Source organism: Shewanella goraebulensis (assembly GCF_030252245.1).
In the GTDB taxonomy this organism is placed as follows: Bacteria; Pseudomonadota; Gammaproteobacteria; order Enterobacterales; family Shewanellaceae; genus Shewanella; species Shewanella goraebulensis.
The window spans coordinates 3,707,127-3,730,428 of sequence record NZ_CP126972.1 but is presented as its reverse complement, the minus strand read 5'-3'; the positions used below and the strand labels follow the sequence as shown (position 1 = coordinate 3,730,428).

General features: G+C 40.6%; 18 protein-coding genes and 2 tRNA genes. 19 read left to right on the top strand and 1 reads right to left on the bottom strand.

The annotated features are described in order from the left end of the window. The first annotated feature begins 114 nt into the window (after positions 1-114). From folP to rpsO, 12 genes are all read left to right on the top strand, one after another. Entirely contained in the window at positions 115-954 is an 840-nt protein-coding gene (gene folP, locus QPX86_RS15810) for a dihydropteroate synthase (RefSeq protein ID WP_285163169.1), read from the top strand. Positions 955-1,017: 63 nt separating this feature from the next. Next, the gene (gene glmM, locus QPX86_RS15805; protein WP_374758467.1) at positions 1,018-2,382 is read left to right on the top strand and encodes a phosphoglucosamine mutase; all 1,365 of its coding nucleotides are present in this window, start codon (positions 1,018-1,020) and stop codon (positions 2,380-2,382) included. Between the two features lie 168 nt (positions 2,383-2,550). Continuing rightward, positions 2,551-3,333, top strand: a complete 783-nt coding sequence (gene tpiA / locus QPX86_RS15800; protein WP_220751722.1) for a triose-phosphate isomerase — start codon at positions 2,551-2,553, stop codon at positions 3,331-3,333. Between the two features lie 4 nt (positions 3,334-3,337). Continuing rightward, the gene (secG, locus tag QPX86_RS15795; protein ID WP_220751720.1) at positions 3,338-3,670 is read left to right on the top strand and encodes a preprotein translocase subunit SecG; all 333 of its coding nucleotides are present in this window, start codon (positions 3,338-3,340) and stop codon (positions 3,668-3,670) included. A gap of 102 nt (positions 3,671-3,772) precedes the next feature. Next, positions 3,773-3,857 (top strand) — tRNA-Leu (locus QPX86_RS15790). A gap of 82 nt (positions 3,858-3,939) precedes the next feature. Beyond that, a tRNA-Met gene (locus QPX86_RS15785) sits at positions 3,940-4,016 on the top strand. Positions 4,017-4,186: 170 nt separating this feature from the next. Further along, positions 4,187-4,642 carry a ribosome maturation factor RimP gene (gene rimP, locus QPX86_RS15780; RefSeq protein ID WP_153915166.1) on the top strand — a complete coding sequence of 152 codons (456 nt, stop codon included), beginning with the start codon at positions 4,187-4,189 and terminating at the stop codon, positions 4,640-4,642. Positions 4,643-4,669: 27 nt separating this feature from the next. Beyond that, complete coding sequence (gene nusA / locus QPX86_RS15775; RefSeq protein ID WP_220751718.1) at positions 4,670-6,169, top strand: transcription termination factor NusA; 1,500 nt, start codon at positions 4,670-4,672, stop codon at positions 6,167-6,169. 25 nt (positions 6,170-6,194) lie between these two features. Next, positions 6,195-8,843 (top strand): translation initiation factor IF-2, encoded by a 2,649-nt coding sequence (gene infB, locus QPX86_RS15770; protein WP_220751716.1) that lies wholly within the window; start codon positions 6,195-6,197, stop codon positions 8,841-8,843. Between the two features lie 61 nt (positions 8,844-8,904). Then, positions 8,905-9,345 carry a 30S ribosome-binding factor RbfA gene (gene rbfA / locus QPX86_RS15765; protein WP_285163168.1) on the top strand — a complete coding sequence of 147 codons (441 nt, stop codon included), beginning with the start codon at positions 8,905-8,907 and terminating at the stop codon, positions 9,343-9,345. Next, the gene (truB, locus tag QPX86_RS15760) at positions 9,345-10,289 is read left to right on the top strand and encodes a tRNA pseudouridine(55) synthase TruB (protein WP_220752924.1); all 945 of its coding nucleotides are present in this window, start codon (positions 9,345-9,347) and stop codon (positions 10,287-10,289) included. Before rbfA ends, truB begins: the two co-directional genes overlap by 1 nt. Positions 10,290-10,415: 126 nt before the next feature. Further along, complete coding sequence (gene rpsO, locus QPX86_RS15755) at positions 10,416-10,685, top strand: 30S ribosomal protein S15 (protein WP_055023715.1); 270 nt, start codon at positions 10,416-10,418, stop codon at positions 10,683-10,685. 137 nt (positions 10,686-10,822) lie between these two features. Here rpsO and QPX86_RS15750 read toward each other — a convergent pair whose 3' ends face one another. Next, a complete protein-coding gene (locus QPX86_RS15750; protein WP_220752923.1) occupies positions 10,823-12,859 on the bottom strand; it encodes a putative bifunctional diguanylate cyclase/phosphodiesterase in 2,037 nt (678 codons plus the stop codon). 393 nt (positions 12,860-13,252) lie between these two features. Here QPX86_RS15750 and pnp point away from each other — a divergent pair, with 393 nt between their 5' ends. From pnp to deoC, 7 genes are all read left to right on the top strand, one after another. After that, positions 13,253-15,355, top strand: a complete 2,103-nt coding sequence (pnp, locus tag QPX86_RS15745) for a polyribonucleotide nucleotidyltransferase (protein ID WP_220752921.1) — start codon at positions 13,253-13,255, stop codon at positions 15,353-15,355. Between the two features lie 286 nt (positions 15,356-15,641). After that, positions 15,642-16,553 (top strand): lipoprotein NlpI, encoded by a 912-nt coding sequence (gene nlpI, locus QPX86_RS15740; protein ID WP_285163167.1) that lies wholly within the window; start codon positions 15,642-15,644, stop codon positions 16,551-16,553. 186 nt (positions 16,554-16,739) lie between these two features. After that, on the top strand, positions 16,740-18,323 hold the full coding sequence (prfC, locus tag QPX86_RS15735; RefSeq protein WP_220752917.1) for a peptide chain release factor 3: 1,584 nt from the start codon (positions 16,740-16,742) through the stop codon (positions 18,321-18,323). Positions 18,324-18,648: 325 nt separating this feature from the next. Continuing rightward, positions 18,649-19,410, top strand: a complete 762-nt coding sequence (locus QPX86_RS15730; RefSeq protein WP_220752909.1) for a TatD family hydrolase — start codon at positions 18,649-18,651, stop codon at positions 19,408-19,410. 181 nt (positions 19,411-19,591) lie between these two features. Then, positions 19,592-20,854, top strand: coding sequence for a NupC/NupG family nucleoside CNT transporter (locus QPX86_RS15725; protein ID WP_220752907.1), 1,263 nt, complete (start codon positions 19,592-19,594; stop codon positions 20,852-20,854). Between the two features lie 363 nt (positions 20,855-21,217). Then, positions 21,218-22,048 (top strand): nucleoside-specific channel-forming Tsx family protein, encoded by an 831-nt coding sequence (locus tag QPX86_RS15720; protein WP_119968458.1) that lies wholly within the window; start codon positions 21,218-21,220, stop codon positions 22,046-22,048. Positions 22,049-22,446: 398 nt separating this feature from the next. Then, positions 22,447-23,220, top strand: coding sequence for a deoxyribose-phosphate aldolase (gene deoC, locus QPX86_RS15715; RefSeq protein WP_285163166.1), 774 nt, complete (start codon positions 22,447-22,449; stop codon positions 23,218-23,220). Positions 23,221-23,302: the final 82 nt, after the last annotated feature.

Here is a 23,302-nt window from a genome sequence, read left to right as displayed (position 1 = left end):
TGAAGTTTCAAAAAAGCCCCGAAAGGGGTTTTTTTATATTTGTTGTACTAGTGTCATATTTAAGTCATATTTCTATAAAGATACTTTTTATAAGTTCTATTTAAGTGAGGTTGTGTGTTTGAAATTAAGTCTGGCGATAAAATATTGTCGCTAACTAGTCCTGTTGTGATGGCAATTATCAATGTAACTCCTGATTCTTTTTCTGATGGCGGTCAACATGCGACGGTTAAACAAGCCTGTGAACATGCAGATAAAGTCATAGCTGAAGGCGCGTTAATTGTTGATATCGGTGGAGAGTCGACTAGGCCTGGCGCCGATACTGTATCCGTTGACCAAGAATTATCAAGAGTCATTCCTGTCATTGAATATGTCGCTAAGAATCACGATGTGTGGATTTCAATTGACACCAGCAAACCTGAAGTGATGGAAAAAGCTGTCGCTGCGGGGGCTCATATCATTAATGATGTACGTGCATTACAAGAGCCAGGCGCAGTCGCTATGGCGACGAGTCTAGATGTCCCAGTTTGCTTAATGCACATGCAAGGTCAGCCAAAAGATATGCAAGATTCACCAGAGTATGAAAATGTGATGGACCAGGTGAGTGAGTTTTTATCTTTACGTCTCGATTACTGCGTTGCTGCAGGTATGCCGCGAGAAAACATCATCCTTGATCCTGGCTTTGGCTTTGGCAAAACCTTAGAGCATAACTATGAGTTATTGGCTAAGTTGCCAGAACTTCATAGCCTACATCTACCCGTTTTAGTAGGGCTTTCTAGAAAGAGCATGATTGGCGATTTACTGCAGCGAAGTGTAGATGAACGGCTCGCTGGTAGTCTTGCTGGCGCAATGATTGCCGCCCAGCAAGGAGCACAGATTTTACGAGTGCATGATGTAAAAGAAACCGTTGATGCATTAACGGTCATGTCGGCAACAATGGCGAGTTTACATCAGTAAAATTTAGTAATTTGTTAGTTTGGCTGATTGAGTTAGTGTGAATTCACTTAATGTGAGGTACTAATGCAGAAACAAAACTTGCAACACCGAACCCTTTTTGGCACCGATGGCATTCGAGGCAAAGTCGGTGCAGGGGTCATGACGCCTGAACTGGCTTTGAAGTTAGGTTGGGCCGCTGGTCGAGTACTATCGCGAAGTGGTACTAGAAAAGTGATCATTGGTAAAGACACTCGTATTTCAGGATATCTATTTGAATCAGCTTTGGAGGCGGGCTTGTCTGCTGCAGGGCTGGATGTTTTATTAGTCGGTCCTATGCCAACCCCTGCCATTGCTTATCTCACTCGTACCTTTAGAGCCGAAGCGGGTATTGTCATTAGCGCATCCCACAACCCTTATTACGATAACGGCATTAAATTCTTTTCTGCAGACGGCAGTAAACTTGATGATGAGTTGGAGCTCGAGATTGAAAATGAGCTTGCCAAACCACTTATTTGTGTTGAGTCCCATTTACTTGGTAAGGCTGCACGAATCGACGATGCTGCGGGTCGTTATATTGAATATTGTAAAGGGCATTTTCCTGCTGAATTAACACTTAATGGCATGAAATTGGTTGTCGATTGTGCCCATGGGGCTACCTATCATATTGCACCGAGTGTTTTTAAAGAGCTAGGAGCTGAGGTAATTACTATTGGTGATAAACCCAATGGTCTTAATATCAATGAAGATGTCGGTGCAACATCAATGGATGCTATTTGTGCCGAAGTCATTAAGCATCAAGCTGATGCGGGCATTGCATTAGATGGTGATGGCGACCGTATTATGATGGTCGATAAGTATGGGCATGTCATCGATGGCGACCAAATTTTATATATTCTAGCGTGCAATGCCATAAAGAATGATGAGCTTAAAGGCGGTGTAGTGGGCACTTTGATGTCAAATCTTGGTTTAGAGCTGGCTTTAACAAAACTTAATGTACCTTTCATGCGTTCTAATGTTGGCGACCGTTATGTAATGGAGTTAATGCGTCAAAATGATTGGCGGATTGGCGGTGAAAATTCAGGGCACATTTTAAATCTTGATCACGGCACAACAGGTGATGGTATTGTTGCAGCTATATTGGTGCTCGCTGCAATGCAAAATCAACAGACTGAACTTGACGTGTTAGTTGCACCATTAAAAATGTTACCGCAAATTTTGGTTAATGTTCGTTTTGAAGGTGAGTTAAACCCACTTGAGTCGGTAGCTGTTCAAACGATAAAAGACCAGGTTGAAATAAAGCTCGGTAAAACAGGTCGGGTTTTATTAAGAAAATCAGGTACTGAGCCATTGATTAGAGTGATGGTGGAAGGGCAAGATATTGACCTTGTCACAACCTTTGCAAACCAAATCGCTGATGTGGTTAAAAAGGTAGGTTTGTCGCAAAGTTGAATATACAATCAACAACAGTTTTATTTAATATTTGGTTATTTATTAATATCTAAAGTCAGAGAGTAAAAAAACAACATTCTGTCATGTTATGACAAATATTCCTGACTTAGCTATTGTAACTTGTTTGGCGGTTCGTTATTATTCACGCCGCTTTCAAAGGAGACAGTAATGGCACTCAGACGTCCTATGGTAGCTGGCAACTGGAAAATGAATGGCAATGCGCCTTTAGCGCAAGAGTTATTCAGCAAGTTTGCTACTAAGCTCCAAAATGATTCTGCAGAAGTAGTTTTATGTCCACCTTCAATTTATCTTGAAAGTGTTAGACAGCTACTTGAAGCAAATAAGCAAACCTTAGATGGTGCGCTTGTAAGAATGGGCGCACAGAACCTCAGTCAACATGACTTTGGTGCCTATACTGGTGAAATTTCCGGTAAAATGCTAAAAGATTCAGGATGTCGATATGTCATTATCGGCCATTCCGAGCGTCGTCGTATGTACGGCGAAACAAGTAATATCGTTGCAGAGAAATTCGCTGCAGCACAAAAACATGGTTTGACGCCGATTCTTTGTGTTGGAGAATCAGGTCCAGCTCGTGAAGCAAGACGAACTTTTGAAGTGATTGCTGAAGAGTTAGACATTGTGATCGAAAAGAATGGCACCATGGCTTTTGATAATGCCATTATCGCTTACGAGCCTTTATGGGCTGTAGGTACTGGTAAAAGTGCAACTCCAGAGCAAGCGCAAGAAGTTCATGCGTTTATTCGTAATAGACTCTCTGAAGTGTCTCCATTTATTGGAGAAAATATTCGCATTCTTTATGGTGGTAGTGTTACTCCATCAAATGCTGCAGATATATTTGCCCAACCAGATGTCGATGGTGGATTGATTGGCGGAGCTAGCTTAAACTCTAGCGAGTTTTTAAGTTTATGTTCCATTGCGATGAGCGCTTAATATTATGTATGAAGTTTTAATTGTAGTTTACTTGGTTGTAGCAATTGGTCTTGTTGGACTGATTTTGATTCAACAAGGTAAAGGGGCTGACATGGGGTCTTCATTTGGTGCTGGCGCATCAGGGACGCTATTCGGTTCAGACGGTGCAGGTAATTTCCTGACCCGAAGCACAGCTGTTTTAGCAATTGCTTTTTTTGCTTTAAGTCTTACTTTAGGTAACTTAAGTGCAAACCATTCTAAAAAAGATGATGCTTGGAACGATTTAGGTTCTGCAGTAGAGCAAGTTGAACAAGCTCCTACTCAGGCTGAAACATCAGAGACTAAAATCCCTGATTAATTTGCCTCTTTAATAGAAGCAAATAAAGTAAGACCACAGTCATTGAGTTATCTTAATTTCCTCAATTAAATATGATAACGACTGGTAAAAATTTAGTAGTAAGCGGATGTGGCGGAATTGGTAGACGCGCCAGCTTGAGGGGTTGGTGACTTAGGTCGTGTGGGTTCAAGTCCCACCATCCGCACCACTAAATTTAATTAATCATTTTAAAGTTAAATTGATTAATTATTGCAAGCAAAGACGTAAGTTAATATAATTGCGCAAGTTGTCGCGGGGTGGAGCAGTTTGGTAGCTCGTCGGGCTCATAACCCGAAGGTCGTCGGTTCAAATCCGGCCCCCGCAACCAGCTTATTGTTTTTACTTATTTGCAGTGCTGCAATGTAAATTCAATTAAAAGGTTCTATATTTAAGACCTCGTTATTACGGGGTTTTCTGTTATATGGAGCTTAGTAACTCCGTGATTTTACGGACTTTTCGAGGGCTATTTGCCCTTTTTTTCGTTTTTGGGGGTCATTTTTGGCAACATTAGAAACTAAACTGACAGAAATGCTGACAGTACCTGTTGAAGCGTTAGGTTTTCAACTTTGGGGTATTGAGTTTGTCCATGCAGGGCGTCATTCAATATTACGTGTATTTATTGATGGTGAAAGTGGGATCAATATTGAAGATTGTGCTGAAGCCAGCCGCCAAGTTAGTGCTGTTCTAGATGTTGAAGACCCAATCTCGACAGAATACACACTAGAAGTTTCATCGCCAGGTGTAGATAGACCATTATTTACGGCTGAGCAATACGCTGCTTATATCGGCGAAGATGCAAAAGTACAGTTAACGATGCCTGTTGCAGGTAGTCGTAATTTAAAAGGTGCTATCACTGCTATCGAAGGGCAAATGCTAACGATAACTGTAGATGGTGAAGATTTGATTGTGGCTTTAGATAATGTCCGTAAAGGCAACGTTATTGCAAAGTTTTGATAGTTTCAAGGTGAACGAGGCAACACAATGAATAAAGAGATTCTGCTAGTCGCAGAGGCGGTATCAAATGAAAAAGCCGTCCCACGCGAAAAAATATTCGAAGCGCTAGAAATTGCTCTAGCCACAGCAACTAAGAAAAAATACGAAGGCGAAATTGAAGTTCGCGTAGCTATCGACCGTAAAACAGGCCACTACGACACATTCCGTCGTTGGATGGTTGTCGATGATAAAGGCGAAGCTTTAGAAAATCCTTATAGCGAAATTACGCTTGAAGCTGCTCAATTTGAAAACCCAGAGATTCAACCTGGTGAGTTCATTGAAGATGAAATTGATTCAGTTGTTTTTGACCGTATTACGACGCAAACAGCTAAGCAAGTTATCGTACAAAAAGTACGTGAAGCTGAACGTGCTCAAATCGTAGAACAGTTCATCGAACGTGAAGGTGAGATTGTTACTGGTGTTGTCAAGAAGAGCACTCGCGAAAGTGTTGTCGTTGATTTAGGTAACAATGCAGATGGTGTTATCTACAAAGAAGACATCATTAGCCGTGAATCTTTCCGCCCTGGCGATCGTGTTCGTGCATTACTTTATGCCGTACGTCCTGAAGCAAAAGGCGCACAGTTATTTTTAACTCGTAGCAAGCCAGAGATGATCATCGAATTATTCAGAGTAGAAGTACCTGAAATTTTAGATGAAATGATTGAAATCATGGGCGCAGCTCGTGATCCAGGCGCTCGCGCTAAAATCGCTGTGAAAACAAACGATAAGCGAATTGATCCAATCGGTGCTTGTGTTGGTATGCGTGGTGCACGTGTACAAGCTGTATCTAACGAGTTAAGTGGTGAGCGTGTTGATATCGTAATGTGGGATGATAATCCAGCACAGTACGTGATTAATGCAATGGCTCCTGCTGATGTTGCTTCTATCATCGTTGATGAAGACAACCACTCTATGGATATCGCAGTAGAAGCTGACAGTTTAGCTCAAGCAATTGGTCGTAACGGTCAAAACGTTCGTTTAGCCACTCAGTTAACTGGCTGGGAACTAAACGTAATGACGGTTGAAGAACTTACTGCTAAGCATCAAGCTGAAAGCGCTAAAGTTGTTAACTTATTTGTTGAAACTTTAGACGTAGATGAAGATTTCGCGACTGTTCTAGCAGAAGAAGGTTTTACTTCGTTAGAAGAGATTGCATATGTACCAGAAGCAGAACTGTTAGAAGTTGACGGTTTTGATGAAGATATTGTTGCTGCATTGCGCGAACGTGCAAAAGCGGCGATTTCGACTAGAGCATTAGCAACAGAAGAAGCACTTGATGGTGCAGAACCTGCTGCTGACTTATTAGCGTTAGATGGTTTAGAAAAGCATTTAGCATATGTTCTTGCAAGTAAAGGTGTGTCGACCTTAGAAGACTTAGCAGAACAAGGTATTGACGATTTAATCGATATTGAAGAATTGACAGAAGAAAAAGCAGGTGAGCTCATCATGGCTGCCCGTAATATCTGTTGGTTTGGCGAAGAAGCATAAGTCGATCAACAGGGGGATTTAATTGATGGCAGATACAAGTATAGATAAATTGGCCGCAGAAGTGGGCAAGAATGTAGACAGACTGATTGAACAGTTTGCCGAAGCAGGAATTAAGAAAAGTAAAGCTGATAGCGTTTCTGAAACAGAGAAACAAACCTTATTAGATCACTTAAAAAAGCAACACGGTGCGGATAAAGAGCCTCAGAAAATGACGCTTCAACGCAAAACAGTGTCTACTTTAAGTGTCAATGCAGGTGGCGGACAATCTAAAGACGTTAAAGTTGAAGTACGTAAAAAACGTACTTTCGTTAAGCGTGATGATAGTGAGTTAGCAGCAGAAGCAGAAGCTCAAGCTAAACAGCAACAAGAAGCAGAAGCGGCAGCTAAGGCTGCAGCAGAAGCAAAAGCTGTTGAAGATAAAGCTAAAGCAGAAGCTAAGGCTAAAGCCGACGCAGAAGCTAAAGCGAAGAAAGAAGCTGACGCGAAAGCAAAAGCCGAAGCTAAGCCTGCTAAAGTTGAAGATGCTGAATCAGCAGCCGCTAAAGCAGAAGCTGATCGCATCAAAGCAGCTCAAGAAGAAGCATTAACCAAGAAGCAAAAAGAAGAAGCAGCAGCTGCAGCAGAAACTGCGCGTAAACTAGCTGAAGAAAACTCAAAGCGTTGGGCTGAAGAAGAGCGTCAACGTATTGAAGCTGAGAAAAACAGTGACCACCATATCACGACTTCTAAAGCCGCTCGTGCTGCAGAAGATACCTCAGATGCTGCTGAAGAAAAACGCGGTCGTCGTACTCGCAACAAAAATGCTAACAAGAAACGTGGTGGCAAAGGCGGTCGTGATAACCGTTCTAGAGGCGCACGTAACCAAAGCACTGCTCCAGAATCAATGGCGCATGGTTTTAACAAACCAGTTGCAGTAGTAAAAGGCGAAATCCGCATCGGCGAAACCGTTTCTGTTGCAGAATTGGCTTCACGTATGTCTATTAAAGCTACTGAAATCATCAAACAAATGATGAAGATGGGCTCAATGGTTACGATTAACCAAATTTTGGACCAAGAAACAGCACAAATGGTTGCTGAAGAAATGGGCCATAAAGTGGTACTACTTCGTGAAAACGAATTAGAGCATCAAGTACTTGGTGATCGTGATGAAGATGATGTTGTACTAGAAAACCGTGCTCCAGTTGTTACCATTATGGGTCACGTTGACCATGGTAAGACATCATTACTTGATTATATTCGTCGTGCAAAAGTTGCTGATGGTGAAGCGGGTGGTATTACCCAGCACATCGGTGCATACCACGTTGAAACTGATAATGGCATGATCACTTTCTTAGATACTCCTGGTCACGCGGCGTTTACGTCAATGCGTGCTCGTGGTGCTAAGGCTACTGATATCGTTGTATTGGTTGTTGCTGCAGATGATGGCGCGATGCCACAAACAATTGAAGCAATTCAACATGCTAAAGCTGGTAACGTGCCGTTAATCATCGCGGTTAACAAAATGGATAAGCCAGAAGCTGATCCTGAACGCGTTAAGAGTGAATTAGCTCAACACGGTGTTATGTCTGAAGATTGGGGCGGCGAGCATATGTTCGTAAACGTTTCAGCTAAAGCAGGTACTGGTATTGATGAGTTACTTGAAGGCATTCTTTTACAAGCTGAAGTATTAGAGCTTCAAGCTGTTCGTGAAGGTATGGCTGCGGGTGTTGTTATTGAATCTAAATTGGATAAAGGTCGTGGTCCAGTTGCTACTGTTCTTGTTCAAGAAGGTACTTTACGCCAAGGTGATATCGTTCTTTGTGGTCTTGAGTACGGTAAAATCCGTGCGATGAAAGATGAGAACGGTAAGAGCATCACTGAAGCGGGTCCATCAATCCCAGTTGAGATTTTAGGTCTTTCTGGTGTGCCATCAGCGGGTGATGAAGCGACAGTTGTACGTGATGAACGTAAAGCTCGTGAAGTTGCACTTTATCGTCAAGGTAAATTCCGTGATGTTAAACTTGCACGTCAGCAGAAGTCTAAACTTGAAAACATGTTTGCCAACATGACTGAAGGCGAAGTACAAGAGCTTAATATTGTACTTAAAGCTGATGTTCAAGGTTCACTTGAAGCAATTTGTGATTCATTAACTAAACTGTCTACTGACGAAGTTAAAGTTAGCATTATTGCTCGTGGCGTTGGTGCACTAACTGAAACTGATGCAACACTAGCTGCAGCATCAAATGCAATCATGGTTGGTTTCAACGTTCGTGCTGATGCACAAGCACGTAAGACTATTGAAGCTGAAAGTGTTGATTTACGTTACTACAGCGTTATCTACGACTTGATTGATGAAGTTAAAGCGGCAATGACGGGCATGCTTGCTCCTGAATTCAAGCAACAAATCATTGGTCTTGCTGAAGTTCGTGATGTATTTAAGTCGCCTAAGATTGGTGCTATTGCGGGTTGTATGGTTACTGAAGGTACCATCAAACGTAGTGCTCCTATCCGTGTTCTACGTGAAAACGTGGTTATTTACGAAGGTGAACTTGAATCGCTACGTCGTTTCAAAGATGACGTTAACGATGTTCGTAACGGCATGGAATGTGGTATCGGTGTGAAGAACTACAATGACGTCAAAGTTGGCGATCAGATTGAGGTCTTTGAGACGGTCGAAGTGGCCAGAACGCTGTAACACAGAAAGGGCGGCGTTAGCCGCCTTTTTTATTTATATAAAGCTATAAGGTATTAATGTTATGGCAAAAGAATTTAGTCGTACTCGCCGTATCGCGCAGCAACTCCAACAAGAGCTAGCGATGATATTACAGCGTGATATGAAAGATCCACGAATTGGCTTTGTGACAGTAAACGATGTTGATGTCTCTCGCGATTTAAGCTTTGCGAAAGTTTATGTGACTTTCTTTGAAGAAGATCAAGAGTTAGTTGATCAAAAAATTGAAGCTCTTACAGCTGCAGCGCCTTATGTAAGAACATTGGTTGCTAGCCGCATGAAACTACGTGTAATGCCTGAGCTTCGTTTTGTTTACGATAGCTCGCTTGTTGAAGGTATGCGCATGTCTAATCTTGTTAGCCAAGTGATTACACAAGACAAAGCTAAGCAAGATAAAGCAAGAAATGAAGAGTTTGGTTCTGAAGAAGCTGACGCTTCTGAAGAAAAGCCTGAGGATAAAGATTAATGGCTCGTCGTCGCAAAGGTCGTTTTATTAATGGCATTGTCCTTTTAGATAAAGGTACTGGCATCAGTTCTAACCATGCTTTGCAACGCGTCAAACGTCTTTATAATGCGAATAAAGCTGGCCATACTGGTGCTTTAGACCCTTTAGCTACAGGTATGCTACCTGTTTGTTTAGGCGAAGCGACTAAGTTCTCACAGCATCTTCTTGACGCTGATAAACGTTATTTGGTGACAGCCAAGTTAGGTGAGCGAACTGACACCAGTGATTCAGACGGCGAAGTTGTTCAAATTAGACCTGTCAAGTTTGAACAAAAGTTGCTAGAGGATTCGTTAGAGCATTTTCGTGGTGACACCATGCAAGTGCCTTCAATGTTTTCAGCATTAAAATATCAAGGTCAGCCGCTTTATAAGTATGCCCGTGAAGGAATCGAAGTTCCTCGCGAAGCACGTCCTATAACAGTTTTTGAATTGTTATTTGTGAGCCTTGAAGGTGATGACTTAACTCTTGATATTCACTGCTCGAAAGGTACTTATATTCGCACAATCATCGATGACTTGGGCGAAATGCTAGGTTGTGGCGCACATGTCACTATGCTAAGGCGCACGCAAGTTGCTGATTATCCGTATGCGAAAATGGTGTCACTTGAACAACTAACAGAGCTTGCTGAAGGCACAGATAAAGAAGATGAAACTTCTTTTGCTGTACTCGACGAACTGCTATTACCAATGGACACAGCAGTTGCTAATTTTCCTGAGGTTAATATTCCTGAGGCAAGTGGGCAATTCATTATGCAAGGTCAACCAGTACAAGCATCAGGTTTAAAAGCTGATGAATTAGTAAGAATGACCTTGGGTGAAGCTCGCGAGTTTATCGGCATTGGCGTGATGAATGATGACGGCTTATTAGCTCCGAAACGTTTGGTTGTTGATCACAGTAACGACTAGTTAATAGGTTTTATAAGCTGATCGGTGTTTTTTATTGCGATAGTGACTGAATATAGTTAGAATGTCGCCCCCTCTGGCTGAGTTAGTGATTGGCTAGAGTTAATTTAATTTTTTCTGGAGATAAATATGTCACTAAGTAATGAACAAAAAGCTGCTATCGTAGCTGAATATAGCCGTGGCGAAAACGACACTGGTTCTACTGAAGTACAAGTAGCTTTATTGACTGCGCAGATTAACCATCTACAAGGTCACTTCAAAGAGCACATCCATGATCACCATTCACGTCGTGGTCTATTACGTATGGTTAGCGCACGTCGTAAACTTACTGCTTACTTAAAGCGTAAAGACGTAGCTCGTTATACTGCTCTTATCCAGAAGTTAGGTTTACGTCGTTAATATCGACGTTTAATTTGAGCATGGTTAACGTGTTCAAATTCAAACCGTAAAAAAGGAGGCTTATGCCTCCTTTTTTATTGGGTAAAATTTATGACTAGATTTAATTGCTCAACTCATAGGTTGAGTTGAATTGAGCTTTAAACTTGCTCTAACTGAACAGGCACTTCTACAAAGTATTTTGACTCAAATTCTTCTAGTGGTAACGGCTTGCTGAAAAAGAAGCCTTGACCTATTTGGCAATTGTGCTGCTGAAGCCATTCTAGTTGTTCTTCATTTTCAATACCTTCTGCGACAATATCTAGTTTAAGGTGTTGACCCAGCATTAAGATGGTAGATGCTATAGCAGCATCGTGAGGTAAATCTGAAACAAAACCACGGTCAATTTTCATTGTGGTAATCGGTAAGTGACGTAAATAAGATAGTGAAGAGTAGCCCGTACCAAAGTCATCTACAGCTATACCAAAGCCGGCACTTTTTAACTGTTCTAGTTTTGCAATAGCTTGGTCAACATCATTCATTAACGATGTTTCGGTTATTTCTATTTCTAGTAACTCAGGCCGGATCTGATAACGAAGCGCCATTTGCTTAATATCAGAAACTAAACTGGCATCAGCAAATTGCTGTGAGGCAACATTAACAGCAATAGGAATCGCGTAGTTATATTTCTTTTCCCATTCGCGAATCACCTTACAACTTTGCTCGATAACCCATCTACCAATGGGAATAATAATTCCAGTTTCTTCAGCGATAGGAATAAACGACATTGGGGGAACAAGTTCGCCATTTTTCTGCCAACGGATAAGCGCTTCGCAGCCAATTACACGATTGGTTTTAAGGTCTAATTTAGGCTGAAAGTAGAGTAAAAATTCATTGTGCTTTAGTGCGTCATGGAGCGATGCTTCAGTTCTAAGTCTGACAGCTGCATTTTCAGTCATTTGCTGCTTAAAGAAAGCCCACTGGTTTGAACCTGCTGCTTTAGCACTATACATTGCAATATCAGCATGCCTAATCAGATCTTCTGCATCTGAGCCATCTTCTGGGTAGATTGAGATACCAATTGAGGCAGCAGGGTGTATAGCATGCTCATTGAGTTGTACTGGAGCATTAAGTTGTTGTTGCAGTTTATCCACAAAGTCAGCAGCTTGATCAGGAGTTTCAATATCGTCTGCAACAATGACGAATTCATCTCCACCGAGCCTCGCCACACTACCACGATCGCCAACAACGGTTTCTAAAATTCGTGCAACTCGGGCAAGGAATTGGTCACCAATGGCATGGCCTAATGAGTCATTAATATTTTTAAAGCGATCCAAGTCGATAAACAAGAGTGCGAAATGTCTCTTATGAACTCTAGCTCGTTGAATGGTGACATTGAGGGTTTCAAGCAAAAGTGTTCGGTTTGGCAGGCTAGTTAACGGGTCGCGAGTTGCCATTTTTCGGAGTTTATTTTGAGTTTGGCTAAACTGTAATAAAATTTGGTTAAACTTAGATGTCACCAGTCCTAACTCATCATCTTTATGAGCTGTGGACATTGGCAACAAATTTTCGTCCGGTAAGTCAGGATCAATTTTATCAATGGCTTCGCTGATCCTAGCTATAGGTTGTGTAAGAAATCGGTGGAAAACGATTGTAAGTACTAGTGTCAGCAATAACGCACGGGCAAGGGTGGCAATAAAGCCCAATTGAAGTTGATTAAACAGGTTGTTGGTCATCTCTTGTGTGTTGTAAAAGATGGTTAAAGTGCCAATGAGTTGCTGTTTTTTATTACCCTCAAAATAAAATGGCCTATACAGAGGCCGTGATATTTCATTTAAATCATTAAATAAAAAATGACTTAAATTGTCATAGCTTTTTGAAAAATTTGATACTTTATTACTTGCTGTAACGAATAAACTACCGTCATCAAGGGTGATAACCGCTGAGCTTATATTATCAATTTTGATAATACCTTCGAGGGTTTGTTCAGTTTGTTTGTCATCTAGTGCCCATACAGCATTAGATGCAGTTTGTTCTACGGAATTGAGCAGCTCTTGTTGCGAAGCGGTAAGCTGCTGTTTTGTCGTTACAACAACGAGTGCAATCTCGACGATAAATATGGCAATAGCAAAAAACAAAGCAGTAAATACAACTAAGTTAGTTTGCTTCCATGTCAGAGACTTAAACCTTTGTGTCATTCAAACGATTCCATTTGTTTATTGGATAATCATAGCTTTAAGCATAAATGATATATTTAACATCTTGAACTCTATGATTTTGATATTCTTATTTTGATATTCTTATTTAGTTACAACAACACCTAACTCTAGACAAAATAAGATTAAAAGTCATTAAATATAGCTGTCACAATTGATATCTATTGAGCAAATTCATCATCAGAAATGGTGTTTGATATGGCTGGCTGTGGTTAAGTTATCTATTCAGTGCCACATTTGGTCGCTATATCGGCTCTTTGAAGATTAATTTTAATTATTTTTTAGTGGTATATTGCGATGCGCTTTAACTATTGTAAAAAATTGCAGTATACTTATGCGCGTAATTTAAAGGTAAATAATTAAGGAATGGGTCAAGTGAATCCAATAGTAAAGAGTTTTGAGTATGGTCAACATACCGTCACCTTAGAAACAGGTGTTATTGCACGTCAAGCAGACGCTGCAGTTCTAGCGAGCATGGGCGACACAACTGTATTAGTAACAGTTGTTGGTAAAAAAGCAGCGGATCCTAGCCGTGACTTTTTCCCATTAACAGTTAACTACCAAGAAAAGACCTACGCAGCAGGTAAAATCCCTGGTGGTTTCTTCAAGCGCGAAGGCCGTCCTTCTGAAGATGAAACACTGATTGCTCGTTTAATCGACCGTCCAATTCGTCCTTTATTCCCGAACGGTTTTAAAAACGAAGTTCAAGTGATCATTACAGTTGTTTCTGTTGATCCTCAAATTGAACCTGACATGGTTGCAATGATTGGTACTTCAGCTGCACTGTCTATTTCAGGTCTTCCATTCAATGGTCCTATCGGCGCGGCTCGCGTTGGTTACATTGATGGTGAATACTTATTAAACCCAACTGTAGATCAAATTGCTGAAAGTGATCTTGATTTAGTTGTTGCTGGTACAGAATCAGCAGTACTTATGGTTGAGTCAGAAGCTAAATCATTAGCTGAAGAAATCATGCTTGGCGCTGTGACTTACGGTCATGACCAACAACAAGTTGTTGTTCAAGCTATTGCAGAATTCAAAGCAGAAGCTGGCAAGCCTGCATGGGATTGGACTGCTCCAGTTCAAGATCAAGACTTAGTTGCTCAAATTAAAGAGTTAGCTGAAGAAGGCCTGACTGCTGCTTACCAAATCGAAGTTAAGCAAGATCGTTATGCACAAGTTGGTGTTGTTAAAGCTGCTGCTAAAGAAGCATTAATTGCAAACAACCCTGATGTGGATACTCGCGAAGTTGATGGTTTACTTGGCAGTCTTGAGAAAAAAGTTGTTCGTGGTCGTATCATCAGTGGCAAGCCACGTATCGATGGCCGTGAACCAGATATGATCCGTGCATTGAATGTATTAGCTGGTGTACTTCCACGTACTCACGGTAGCTCATTGTTCACTCGTGGTGAAACTCAAGCACTAGTAACTTGTACTTTAGGTACAGAACGTGATGCACAAAAGATTGATAGCATCATGGGCGAGCGCACTAACCGCTTTATGCTTCACTATAACTTCCCTCCATACTCTGTTGGTGAAACAGGTATGGTAGGTTCACCTAAGCGTCGCGAAATCGGTCATGGTAAGTTAGCTTGGCGTGGTATGGCTGCAGTTATGCCATCTGCTGAAGAATTCCCATACAGTGTTCGTGTAGTATCTGAAATTACTGAGTCAAACGGTTCAAGCTCTATGGCTTCTGTTTGTGGTACTTCATTAGCATTAATGGATGCGGGTGTACCAATCAAGACTTCAGTTGCTGGTATTGCAATGGGTCTAGTTAAAGAAGGCGATGACTTTGTTGTTCTTTCTGACATCTTAGGTGATGAAGATCACTTAGGTGACATGGACTTTAAAGTTGCTGGTACTCGTGACGGTATTACTGCTCTTCAGATGGATATCAAGATTGAAGGTATCACTAAAGAGATTATGGATATCGCACTTCAGCAAGCATATGGCGCACGTGTTCATATCCTAAACGTAATGGATCAAGCAATTGCTGGTCCACGTGAAGATATCTCAGACCACGCTCCACGTATCACGACTATCAAGATTAATCCTGAGAAAATCCGTGATGTGATTGGTAAAGGTGGTGCTACGATTCGTGCACTTACTGAAGAAACTGGAACTACGATCGAGCTTGATGATAATGGTGTAGTTAAGATTGCCTCTTCAAATGGCGATGCTACGAAAGAAGCTATCCGTCGTATCGAAGAAATCACAGCTGAAGTTGAAGTTGGTCGTATCTACAAAGGTAAAGTTATCCGTATCGTTGATTTCGGTGCGTTTGTTAACATCTTACCTGGTAAAGATGGCTTAGTTCATATTTCACAAATCAGTGAAGAGCGTGTTGCTAACGTTTCTGACCACCTTGAAATGAATCAAGAAGTCGACGTTAAAGTGATGGAAGTTGACCGTCAAGGTCGCGTAAGACTTTCTATCAAAGAAGCTAACGCAAAAGAAGAAGCTGCTGCGGAATAATATCTGACAACATGCTTTACTATATTAAGGAGACTTTAGGGTCTCCTTTTTTGTTCCTATAATTTGTGATAATAGTTTTACTTGGCATAGTTAGCTTTATTATTGAACCCTTTATTGAAAGTGATGGTCACATCATTGAATCAACATTTTTAAAATATGCTTTAAGAATTTTTGACCTTTTACGTCATGATATTATGTATATGAAAAATTATTAGTATCTGCATAGCCCTAATGGGGATAGGTTGATATGATGCAAAGTAATTATAGAACCTGATAAGGTATTTAAATGGAACAGAAATTACGTACCACAGTTGTCGCATTATGTGTGGGTGCCAGTATGTTATTGTCAGGTTGTGCTTCTTTATCTGGTAGTGCAGATAGTGCTGCTGCAGGCAAAGTGATGGTGGCTCCTAGTGTCCCTGACTACAAGTTAGAAGTGACTCTGGCTAAGCTCAATGAGATTTTGGGCACAATGGAACTGACCGCAGAGCAACGCGCTCGTTTTCATTATGACCGTGGTGTGATTTACGACAGTGTAGGACTTCGTTTATTAGCTCGGATTGATTTCCATCAAGCAATTAAACTTCAGCCGAACCTTGCAGATGCCTATAACTTTCTAGGGATTTATTACACTCAAGAAGGTGAATTTGAAAGTGCTTATGAGTCTTTCGATGGTGTTTTAGAGTTATCTCCTGAGTATGATTATGCCTATTTAAATCGTGGTATCGCCTTATATTACGGTGAGCGCTATGAGCTAGCAGCACAAGACATGCAGGCTTTTTTAGCAAAAGAACCATCTGATGGATATCGTGCATTATGGTTATATTTAGTGGACTCTCCTCGAAGTGTTGAAAATGCTCAATTAGCATTAGTTGAGAACAGAAAATCATTAAACGATCAAGCTTGGTCAACTGTACTGGTTGATTACTATTTAGGTACTTTGACTAAAGAGCAAGTTTTCGAGGCGGCTAAAGAGAATTTGACTCAGCCTAAAGAATATACTGAGCGTTTATGTGAAACCTATTTTTACTTGGCTAAGAAAGCGGTAGAGCAACAAGATTATGAATTAGCGATTGATTATTATCGTCTAACGTTAGCAACCAATATTTATGATTTTGTTGAACATCGTTACGCGCGAATAGAGCTTGCACAAACTCAGCAAAAAATAGCTGAAATAGAAATGGCAAAGACTCAATAGCGACTAGCTAAATGACGTGATAAGGCTAACGACAAAATCGTTAGCCTTTTTTATTTTTAACCTTCTATGTTTTACATATCACAACCTATTTACGTCTTATGGCAATCTTTAAGACTTTACCTAGCCAACTATCCTCGGAAACGCTATAATTTGCGCCATTTTTATCACGCTAGGGCAAAGTAACTCATGTCAGCTCACACAGTCGAGGTCGATAAGCGTCGTACCTTCGCGATTATTTCGCATCCAGATGCCGGTAAGACCACCATTACCGAAAAGGTTCTTTTATTCGGACAAGCTATTCAAACTGCAGGTACCGTTAAAGGCCGTGGCTCTAAGCAACACGCTAAGTCTGACTGGATGGAAATGGAGAAAGATCGTGGTATTTCCATCACGACTTCTGTCATGCAGTTTCCTTATAGTGATTGCTTAGTCAACTTACTTGATACCCCTGGTCACGAAGATTTCTCTGAAGATACATATCGTACTCTAACAGCGGTAGATTCTTGTTTGATGGTTATCGACTCAGCGAAAGGTGTCGAGGACCGCACACGAAAGTTGATGGAAGTGACTCGATTACGAGATACGCCAATTGTGACCTTCATGAATAAATGTGACCGTGATATTCGCGATCCTATGGAAGTCATGGATGAAGTAGAAAATGAGCTGAAAATTGCTTGTGCTCCAATTACTTGGCCTATTGGTTGTGGCAAATCTTTCAAAGGTATTTACCATATTCACCGCGACGAAGCTGTTTTGTATCAATCTGGTTTAGGCCACATGATCCAAGAAGTTCGCACAGTGAAAGGTATTGATAACCCTGAGTTAGATGTTGCTATTGGTAGCGAACTTGCTGAAATCTTACGTGAAGAATTAGAGCTTGTTGTTGGTGCTTCTCATGAGTTTGATTTAGATGCATTTCTCAGTGGTAAATTGTCGCCTGTTTATTTTGGTACGGCATTAGGTAACTTTGGTGTTGATCATGTTCTAGACGGGTTAACTGAGTGGGCTCCTAAGCCACAACCTCGCGCTACAGAAGCAAAAGAGATTCAAGCTGAAGATGAAAAGTTCAGTGGTTTTGTATTTAAAATTCAAGCCAACATGGATCCTAAGCATCGTGACCGCGTTGCTTTCATGCGCATTGTATCTGGTAAATACCAAAAAGGTATGAAGATGCACCACGTTCGTGCAGGTAAAGATGTACGTATTTCAGATGCGTTAACTTTTGTTGCTGGCGACCGTGAGCAAGTCGAAGAAGCCTATCCTGGCGATATTATCGGCCTACATAACCACGGTACTATTCAAATTGGTGATACCTTCTCTCAAGGTGAGAAGCTTAAGTTTACTGGTATTCCAAACTTCGCCCCTGAAATGTTCCGTCGTATTCGCTTAAAAGATCCATTAAAGCAAAAGCAATTACTGAAAGGCTTAGTTCAGCTTGCTGAAGAAGGGGCTGTGCAAGTCTTCAGACCGCTTGATACCAATGATTTGATTGTAGGCGCTGTTGGTGTACTGCAATTTGAAGTGGTTGTTGGCCGTCTTAAGAGTGAATACAACGTAGAAGCAATATATGAAGGCATTAGTGTATCTACTGCGCGTTGGGTTTACTGTAAGGATGAGCGTAAACTAGAAGAGTTCCGTCGTAAATGTAGCGCTAATTTAGCCTTAGATGGCGGTGATAACTTAACTTACATCGCACCAACTATGGTTAATCTGAATTTGTCGATGGAGCGTTATCCAGACGTCGAATTTGCCAAGACTCGTGAGAACTAAAATCGAGTTAGATGTTAGTGTTAATCTTAAAGGCGGGTAACCGCCTTTTTTATTGCCTAAATTTTAGAAGTTGAGCATATGTTTAGCTAATATAAGCAATATTATCCTTGATATGGTCAGCTTAAAGGAGGCGCTATGTTATGTAGCTTGAAAAAGATTCTAGTAAAAACTTGGATGGCTTATATTCGTTGGTGCGACCAAATGGGTTTTACACTTGAGAATAAACGGAGCTGCGCGCCTCGATTAGAAGAGCCTGAACTTAACCTATTGAACTCTAGAAAAGTCGATTCGATTAAAAGTAGCGTAAATAAAAGTAGGCCTGAAAATGATTGATACTCACGCTCACCTTGATCTTGCTGATTTTGATCATGACCGCAAAGATTTGTTTATTAAAATGCGTGAACAAGGAATAACTGGGGCCATTATTCCTGGGATAAATGAGCTTCAATGGCAAAAGCAAATAGCTGTAGCTACTGAATTTAACTGCTACTTTGCATTGGGGATCCACCCTTGGTATATCCCAACAAATCTTGAGAAATCATTAACCTTATTGGAACAAAAAATATCAAAATATCAAGGTAATGATTATTTTGTGGCATTGGGAGAATGTGGTTTAGATAAGCTGAAACCAGATTTTACTATGCAATTAGAGTTACTTTCAGGTCAATTAGAATTAGCCAATCAGTTTAATCTTCCTGTCATATTGCATGGGGTAAAATGCCATCAGGAATTGTGTAGTTTATTGGCAAAGTACCCTAATTCTAAAGGCGGAGTTATTCATGGCTTTTATGGTGGACCTGAGCTAGCCAAGCGTTACATTGATTTAGGCTATAAATTAGGGATCGGCGGATTGCTAATGAACCCGAATGCTAAAAAGTTGCGTAAAACGATTATTGAAATAGATATTAAACATTTCTTAATTGAAACAGATTCACCGAGTATGACTCCCTTTAATGCAACAGAAAAACGAAACACACCACTTCATTTACCAAACTTCATCACAGAGATCGCAGATTTACAGAAAAAAACAACTGTTTTTATATTAGAACGCTTGAATGAAAACGCCTCCCAACTGTTTGAGCTATAATTCTTTTTTTTTAAACACAGTTATTAATTAATGTTAATGTTGCATAAGATCCTGAAATTAAACTCTAAAAGTATGATCTAATCCACGATTTTCATCTGCTCCTCAGTTATAATCATTAACGGAAAATAGGTGAGTTAACAACAAATATACAAATCGTTAACATAAATAAGGGTGATGATTAATGGATATACTAATGAGTCTAGTAGGTGTGGTTACCATACTAGCAATCGGTTATGCACTATCAAATAATAGAAAAGCAATTAATATTCGTACTGTTGGTGGTGCTTTAGCTATCCAAGCTTTCTTTGCGGGTTTTGTTTTATATGTTCCAGTCGGTAAAGACATCTTAAAAGGTGTTTCTGATGCTGTATCAAGCGTTATTGGTTATGCACAAAGTGGTATTAACTTTTTATTCGGCGATTTAGCCCAATTTAAAGTTGGTTTCATTTTCGCAGTTAACGTTTTACCAGTTATCGTATTCTTCTCTTCTCTAATTGCAGTCCTATACTACTTAGGCATTATGCAGTGGATCATCCGTATTATCGGTGGTGGTTTACAAAAAGCATTAGGCACTAGCCGTACTGAGTCTATGTCTGCAACGGCTAACATCTTCGTTGGTCAAACTGAAGCTCCTTTAGTTGTACGTCCTTTCATCGCGACAATGACTAACTCTGAATTATTCGCAATCATGGTTGGTGGTTTAGCATCAATCGCGGGTTCAGTATTAGCTGGTTACGCGCAAATGGGTGTACCAATTGAATACTTAGTTGCTGCATCATTCATGGCCGCTCCTGGTGGTCTGATGATGGCTAAACTAATGCATCCTGAGACTGAAGAAGCTAAGAACGAAATGTCTGAACTTCCTGAAGACCCTGATAAGCCAGCTAACGTATTAGACGCAGCTGCAGCAGGTGCTTCTTCTGGTATGCATTTAGCCCTTAACGTAGGTGCAATGTTGATTGCATTCGTTGGTCTAATCGCAATGATCAACGGTATCATCGGTGGTGTTACTGGTTGGTTCGGTCTTGAAGGTATTACTTTAGAGCTGATCCTTGGCTACATCTTTATGCCTTTAGCATTCTTAATCGGTGTACCTTGGAACGAAGCACTTGTTGCTGGTTCTTTCATCGGTCAGAAGATTGTTGTTAACGAATTCGTAGCATATCTTAACTTTGCTCCTTACTTACTTGACGCATCTGCAGAAGGTTACCAAGTAGTAGCAGAAACAGGCATGATGATGACAGACAGAACCAAAGCGATTATCTCTTTCGCATTATGTGGTTTTGCTAACTTATCTTCTATCGCAATTCTATTAGGTGGTTTAGGTGCTATGGCTCCTAGCCGTCGTCATGACTTAGCTAGACTAGGTATCCGTGCAGTTATTGCCGGTTCTTTAGCTAACTTAATGAGTGCGACTCTAGCAGGTTTATTCTTAGCGATTTAATTGCCTAAGACGACCTTGAGTTGAGTAAATAAAAACTGTTATTACCTCGGTAATAGCAGTTTTTTTTTAGGTTTTTTACCTAAGTTAATCGAAGTTTAATCTTGCTAGTCTTTTGGCTGGCATATGACTTGCTTTGTTAAACCACCAGTTTTTTATATTACTTTACTCAAAAAATGCAGTTTATTAGTCATAAATGTTCTAAGTTGTTAGTAGAAAGTAGAGATATTGTTCACATTTTGGGATTAAGTATTCGTATTTTTACCAAATGATATTGAGCTTTTATCCAATCTATGTACAATGCAAACGTTTATAAAAATCGCCACCCACGAAGGTGGTAAAATAAATATATCAATGGGGTTGATAATGAAAAACGTTAAAACTTTAGCTTTAGCTGCTACAACTATCGCTGCAATGTCTGCACCTGCTATGGCTGCTGACCGTGGTGAAGATATCCGTTCTGGTGATTACAGCTGGATGCAGTTCAATGCAATGTACGCATTTGACGAATTACCAAGTGGTGGTGAAAGTGGTCACGATTACTTAGAAATGGAATTTGGCGGCCGCGCTGGTGTTGTTGATTTATACGGTTACGTAGACGTATTCAACTTATTCACTCAAGATTCAGGTGATAAAGGTTACGGTGAAAGCCGTATGTTCATGAAGTTTGCACCTCGTTTCTCTTTAGATGCAATCACAGGTCTTGACCTTTCAGTTGGTCCTATCCAAGAAGTTTACTTCTCTACTCTATTTAACTGGGGTGGTGGAGCAATCGGTGAAGACGTAAATGCTTCATTCTGGGGTTTAGGTGCTGACGTAATGGTTCCATGGTTAGGTAAAACTGGCATGAACTTATACGCTCATTACGACATGAACGGTAAAGACTGGAATGGTTACCAGTTCTCTGCTAACTGGTTCAAACCAGTTCACAACTTTGACAACGGTACTTTCGTAGCGTTCCAAGGTTATGTTGATTACCAGTTCGGTGCTGATGACGAGTACGGTGATGAGTTTGTACCTATGAGCTCTAACGGTGGTGCAGCATACTTCGGTCTACACTGGCATTCAGATAACTACGCACTAGGTTACGGCCTAAAAGGTTACAAAGATGTATACCTTCTTGAAGATGGTGCTGGCATCGTAGGTCTAGAAACAACTGGTTGGGCTCACTACCTAACAGCTACTTACAAGTTCTAATATTACTTTGTAAGCACTTGGAGCCACACAGAGTGTGGCTCCAAATTTATTGTAAAATATGTTAGTATTTACTTAAATACATCCTAAAATTTGATACAGTGTATTTAGTTAAATATTAACGTCCAAACAGAGTTTTATTCGACATAAATAGTTTGGATTGATTTGCGCGCTAAAAGGGAATTTTCGCGGAATGGATGAAGCAAGCTTCATTGTTTCACCTCTTCCGGTCTTCAAGGATTCAAGTCGTGGTACTCGTTATCAGATTGAATACTTAGTTCAGTAACTTATCAATTAATTTACTGGCAATGCTCGAAGGCCCGGCCTCACAATTAAACTACTGCCAGCTTTATGCATTGCCAAAACAAGATTTTATTAGGTTTTTGTTTCGGAGAGCAAACATGAGTGATTTAAAAAAAGCAGCACAACTTGGTATCTCTTTAATGGATTTAACCACATTAAACGACGATGATACTGATCAAAAAGTCATAGATTTATGCCACAAAGCGAATACCGCTGCTGGCCATACTGCTGCAATCTGTATTTACCCGCGTTTTATTCCAATTGCTCGAAAAACGTTAAACGAGCTAGATTGTGAAGATATTAAAATTGCTACAGTAACTAACTTCCCGCATGGTAACGACGATATTGCTATTGCAGTATTAGAAACTCGCGCTGCTGTTGCTTATGGCGCAGACGAAGTTGATGTGGTTTTCCCATACCGTTCATTAATGGCTGGTAACGAGTCTTTAGGTTTTGAGCTCGTTAAAGCATGTAAAGAAGCGTGTGGTGATGAAGCTATCTTAAAAGTGATTATCGAATCAGGCGAGCTTAAAGATCCTGCGTTAATCCGTAAAGCTTCTGAGTTATCGATTGATGCAGGTGCTGACTTTATTAAGACGTCAACGGGTAAAGTTCCTGTTAATGCGACATTGGAAGCTGCAGAAATTATGCTGACAGTTATCAGTGAGAAAAACCGTAATGTTGGCTTTAAGCCTGCAGGTGGTGTGCGCGATGCTGCACAAACAGCTGAGTTCTTAGGCGTGGCAGAGCGTATTTTAGGTGCAGAGTGGATTTCTCCAGCTAGCTTCCGTTTTGGTGCATCAAGCTTATTAACTAGCTTACTTCATACTCTAGACCTTGCTGAAGCTCCTCAGGGTAAACAAGGATACTAAGCAGGTCGATTTGCTTAGTTAGACGTCTTAACGGTTTTAATTGATAGCACCAAGTAACATTGCATTATTTATTTGGTGCCAT